Here is a 4,379-nt window from a genome sequence, read left to right as displayed (position 1 = left end):
CCCCAGCACGCCCATCGCGGGCCGCTCCGGCAGGCGCAGCTTCTGGACGAGTCCGTCCGACATCTCGGTGGGGTCGCTGCTGACGGCGGCCAGCAGCCCCGGCAGGGCGATCGCCAGCAGCCGGACGGCGGCGCCCACCGCCCCCTCCAGTCCGTGCTCGCCGTACAGGTAGTTGACCAGCCCGCTGGACAGGCCCATGAGGAGGAAGGGGCCGCCCAGGACGAGGAGCGTCCTGCGGTCGATCCCGCTGAAGGGCACCGACAGCAGCACGGCGGCCAGCACCACGCCTCCGGTGACCGCGTCCACCGCGGGCACCAGCCCCAGAGCGAGGATCAGGGCGGCCAGGAGTTTGGCCGCCGGGTTGAGCCCCGTCATCCAGTAACGGGCACCGCCCCCTTCGGGCACGTCCAGGGTCATCGCGTCGCCGCCCCCGTCGCCCGGGGGGCGCGCCTCCCGTCCGGAGCTCACGCGCTCCCCCCTTCCTCCCGGTCGGTGCCGCTCCGTGACCCGGACTCGGCCCGCGCTCCTCCGTCGGACACGCGCACGCGCGTGTCGGTCAGGTGCCGCAGCAGCAGTTCGTCGTGGGTGGCCATGACCACGGCCCGCCCCTCGGTTCGCAGGACCCCCAACAGCTCCACCAGCTCCGTCCACGTCCGGGTGTCCTGGCCGAAGGTCGGTTCGTCCAGGGCCAGGACGTCCGGGGCGTGCGCGGGCCCGGAACTGAGCGCGGTGGCCACCGACAGGCGGCGCTTCTCACCTCCGGAGAGCGTGTAGGGGTGCACGTCGGCGAGCCTGGTCAGGCGCAGCCGTTCCAGCAGCTCGTCGACCCACGCGTCGGCCGCGCCCCGCTCCATGCCCGCCCGCAGCGGAGCGAACAGCAGCTCCTCGCGGACCGTGGGCGTGACGAACTGGTCCTCGGCGTGCTGGAAGACCGTACCCACGTGCCGGGCCAGGCGGCGGGCGGGCCAGCGCCGCAGCGGGCGCCGGTCGGCCTCGGCCAACGGCCCGCGCGGGAGCACCTCGCCGCGGTACGGCCTGCCCAGTCCCGCGAGCATCATCAGCAGAGTCGACTTGCCCGCCCCGTTGGGCCCGGTCAACGCGGTGGCGGTCCCGGCCGCCACGGGCAGATCGACCTCCGACAGCACCGTGCGCGGCGCCGCCGCGCGCGCCCCCAACTCGACGGGGGTGCGCGCGGCGACGCCGACCGCCTCCAGGAGGGGGGAGCCCCCGGCCCCCGGGGACACGTCCGGTTCGGGTTCCCGCCCGGGGATCCACACACCCTGGGCGGCCAGGGAACGGCCGTGCTCGGCGAAGACCGCTCCGGGCGCGCCGTCCGCGATCACCCCGCCGCCCGGTTCCAGGACGACGACCCGGTCCACCAGGTCCACGACGTCGGCCACCCGGTGCTCGACCAGGACGAGCGTCGCCTCGGTCTCGGCCAGGAGCCGCTGGAGGACACCGCGGACCAGTGCGGCGCCGTCGGGGTCGAGGTTGGCGGTGGGCTCGTCCAGGAGCAGCAGGCGCGGGCGCACGGCCAGGGCCCCGGCGATGACCAGGCGCTGCTTCTCGCCTCCGGACAGGGCGCCGGTCGAGTGGCGGCGCCCGTACGGGAAGCCGACCTCGGCGAGGGCGCCGTCGACGCGCGGCCAGATCAGGCCGGGCTCCGTGCCGAGGTTCTCCAGGCCGAAGGCGACGTCGTCCCCGGCCCGCGCCATCACCAGCTGGGTCTCGGGGTCCTGGCTGACCAGTCCGACCAGGCCGCGACGCCGGTCGGCGGGCTCACCGTCCACCAGGAGGGCGCCCTCCTGGTCGCCGCTGATGGCACTGTCGGGGCCGGTCAGCCCGGCGAGGGAGTGCAGCAGGGTCGACTTGCCCGCGCCGGAGGCGCCGAGCAGGAGGACGCGTTCACCGGGTTCGATGGTCAGGTCGACACCGCGCAGGGCGTGGGTGTCGCGTCCGGAGTGCTGCCAGCCCCAGCCGGAGAGCTCGACGCGCGCGCCGGGCCCTCCGCCGGGGCGGAGGCGCTCACCCATCCCGGTCAGCCCTTGGCCGACGGGAAGGGGGCCAGCGCGCCGGTCCTGGCGAGCGCGGTGGTGATCAGTCGGGCACCGACACCGGCGATGACGGCGGCGCTGACGATGACGATGGCGCCGTAGGCGAGCTTGAACTCGATCGGCCAGGCGACGTTGTAGGTGATGTTGTCGCGGATGGCGGGGGAGATCCCGGCGACGGCGGCGGCGAGCACGGCCACGCCCATGCCCCAACGGCGGTAGCCGAAGGCCAGGAAGACCAGTTCGGGCAGGATGCCCTGGAGGGCGCCGTCGAGGATGACCATGATCCCCCACTGGGTGCCCAGCACGGCCGAGACGGAGGCCGCGGCGATCGAGGTGAGGAGGGCGGCGCCGGGCCTGCGGATGATGAGGCCGCCCAGGACGCCGGAGATCAGCCACATGCCGTAGACGACCGCCTGCCCGGGCGGGAAGCCCACGAACAGCGGGGTCGTGACCGTCCACACGATGTTCCACAGCCAGAAGACGACGCCGATCGCGACGCCGATGACGGCCGCGACCACGATGTCGACCGTCCGCCAGCCGCGGATCCCGCCGACGATGTTCTCCTTGTACCCGGTCGCGCCGGTGTCGGTGCTCATTCCTGTCCCTTCGTCGGGTGACGAGGGGCATGCGGCCAAGAGCGTCCCGATGGTCGTGCGGCGCGCACCGTCAGACGTAGCCGGTGCGCGGGAGACACGCCACCGGTGACGGTTCCTACGACTTCCTTCGCTGGCACTACCCAGATCAGGTGTGTAAGGGTCTGCGGCGACGGTGCCGCACTCTCAGCGCTCATGCGCTCCCCTGTCGGTTATGCACCATTATGCGGCACATACTGCCTGGTAGTGACACGCACCACCCCGCGCGTACCGCCGGCCCTCCCGCACCGGGGAGCACCCGCCGCGTCAGGTGAACGCCCCGACCCCCGGTCGCCACCGCGTTCCCGCGTCCTCGGGCACCCGTGCCGCGCCCGGTGCGCCACGTGTCCGGGAACACCGCGGGCACGGACCTCACAGCCGTCCCAGGCCTCAACCGCCCGCGGATCCCTCGCTCCCCGTGTCGCCCTCGGCTTCCCCGGCACCACCGAGACCACCGGCGTCCTCCGGGGCGTCCTCGTCTCCCGCTTCGGTGGCGTCCCCGGTGCCACCCTGACCGTCCTCGGACGTCTCGGCTCCCCCGGCGTCTCCCGTTTCCCCGCTGTCCTCGGCGTCCTCGCCCTCCCCAGTGCTCTCCGAGGGATCAGCACCACCAGCACCCTCCGAGGACTCAGCGCCACCAGTGCCCTCTGGGATGTCAGCGTTTCCAACGCTCTCCGAGGGATCAGCACCACCAGCACTTTCCGGGGGCTCAGCGTTTCCAACGCTCTCCTGGGACTCAGCGCCACCAGCGCTCCCCTGGAGATCAGCATCCCCGGGAGCCCTGCCATCGTCGGCGACCTCGCTCCCCTCGGCGGGCCCCGCACCACCGTCGCCCCCGTCGTCGGACGACTCGGCGTCCGGGTCACCGAACGCCTCGGGCGGGCCCGCGAACCCCTCCGCCGGGAGCGACGCCGTGGCCCCGCTCATCGTGTCCCGCCAGATCGGCCCGGGCACGGTCCCGCCGTAGACGATCCCGTAGTACCGGCCCCCGATGGTCACGTTCTGGAGCGGGTGGCGCTCACCGCCCCGCACGTCGCCGACCGCCACCGCCGCGGCCAGGTTCGGCGTGTACCCGGCGAACCACGCGTAGGCGGCCTCGTCGGTCGTCCCCGTCTTGCCCGCCGCCGGGCGCCCGATACCGAGACCGCTCGCGGTCCCCCCGTTGAACGGCTCCTGGAGGAGGTGGTTCACCCCGTCGGCCACCCGCTGGTCGACCGCGCGCTCGCACTCGGCCTCGACCGGGATCTCCTCGTCGTCCCCCGTACCCGGCCGGTCGATGACCACGGTGTCGACCGGCACCGGAACGCAGTGCACGCCCCGGGCGGCGAACGTGGCGTAGGCGGCGGCCAGGGTCAGCGGGGAGACCTCCTGGTCCCCCAGGGTGAACGAGCTCCACACTCCAAGCGGCTGGCCGTCGGCGCGGTGGACGCCCGCCCGCTCCGCCATCGTCGCCGTCTCGCACAGACCCACCCGGCCTTGGAGCTGCGCGAAGTAGGTGTTCACCGACCCCCGGGTCGCGGTGACCATGGTGTGCGTGCCTGAGCTGCTCTCCCCCGCGTTGCGCACACTCCACGGTTCCATCCGGCCGCCGTCACAGTTCCTCAGGCCAGTGATCGTCTTATTTCCGGGCGACCGAAAACTGGTCCCATAGTCCAGCCCGGCGTCGAGCGCGGCGGCGAGGGTGAACGTCTTG

At 73.6% G+C, this 4,379-nt stretch carries 3 protein-coding genes, 1 pseudogene and 1 riboswitch; all 4 genes and pseudogenes read right to left on the bottom strand.

The window, feature by feature from the left end:
• Positions 1-417: pseudogene (locus tag D471_RS0108620) on the bottom strand (energy-coupling factor transporter transmembrane protein EcfT); the annotation flags it as partial.
• A gap of 47 nt (positions 418-464) precedes the next feature.
• The gene (locus D471_RS0108615; protein ID WP_017598245.1) at positions 465-2,033 is read right to left on the bottom strand and encodes an ABC transporter ATP-binding protein; all 1,569 of its coding nucleotides are present in this window, start codon (positions 2,031-2,033) and stop codon (positions 465-467) included.
• A 5-nt stretch (positions 2,034-2,038) separates the two neighbouring features.
• Positions 2,039-2,650 (bottom strand): ECF transporter S component, encoded by a 612-nt coding sequence (locus D471_RS0108610; RefSeq protein ID WP_017598244.1) that lies wholly within the window; start codon positions 2,648-2,650, stop codon positions 2,039-2,041.
• A 105-nt stretch (positions 2,651-2,755) separates the two neighbouring features.
• Positions 2,756-2,864, bottom strand: a riboswitch (TPP riboswitch).
• Positions 2,865-3,076: 212 nt separating this feature from the next.
• On the bottom strand, positions 3,077-4,379 hold a 1,303-nt coding region (locus tag D471_RS38280; protein ID WP_017598243.1), incomplete at its 5' end, for a penicillin-binding transpeptidase domain-containing protein.

The sequence above is a fragment of the Nocardiopsis lucentensis DSM 44048 genome, assembly GCF_000341125.1.
Lineage (GTDB): Bacteria > Actinomycetota > Actinomycetes > Streptosporangiales > Streptosporangiaceae > Nocardiopsis > Nocardiopsis lucentensis.
This window is presented reverse-complemented; position numbering and strand designations above follow the sequence as displayed.

What these genes read in the sequence shown, in the direction of transcription:
- D471_RS0108610 (WP_017598244.1), bottom strand. Translation starts at nt 2,650, where the DNA reads ATGAGCACCGACACCGGCGCGACCGGGTACAAGGAGAACATCGTCGGC.
- D471_RS0108615 (WP_017598245.1), bottom strand. Translation starts at nt 2,033, where the DNA reads ATGGGTGAGCGCCTCCGCCCCGGCGGAGGGCCCGGCGCGCGCGTCGAG.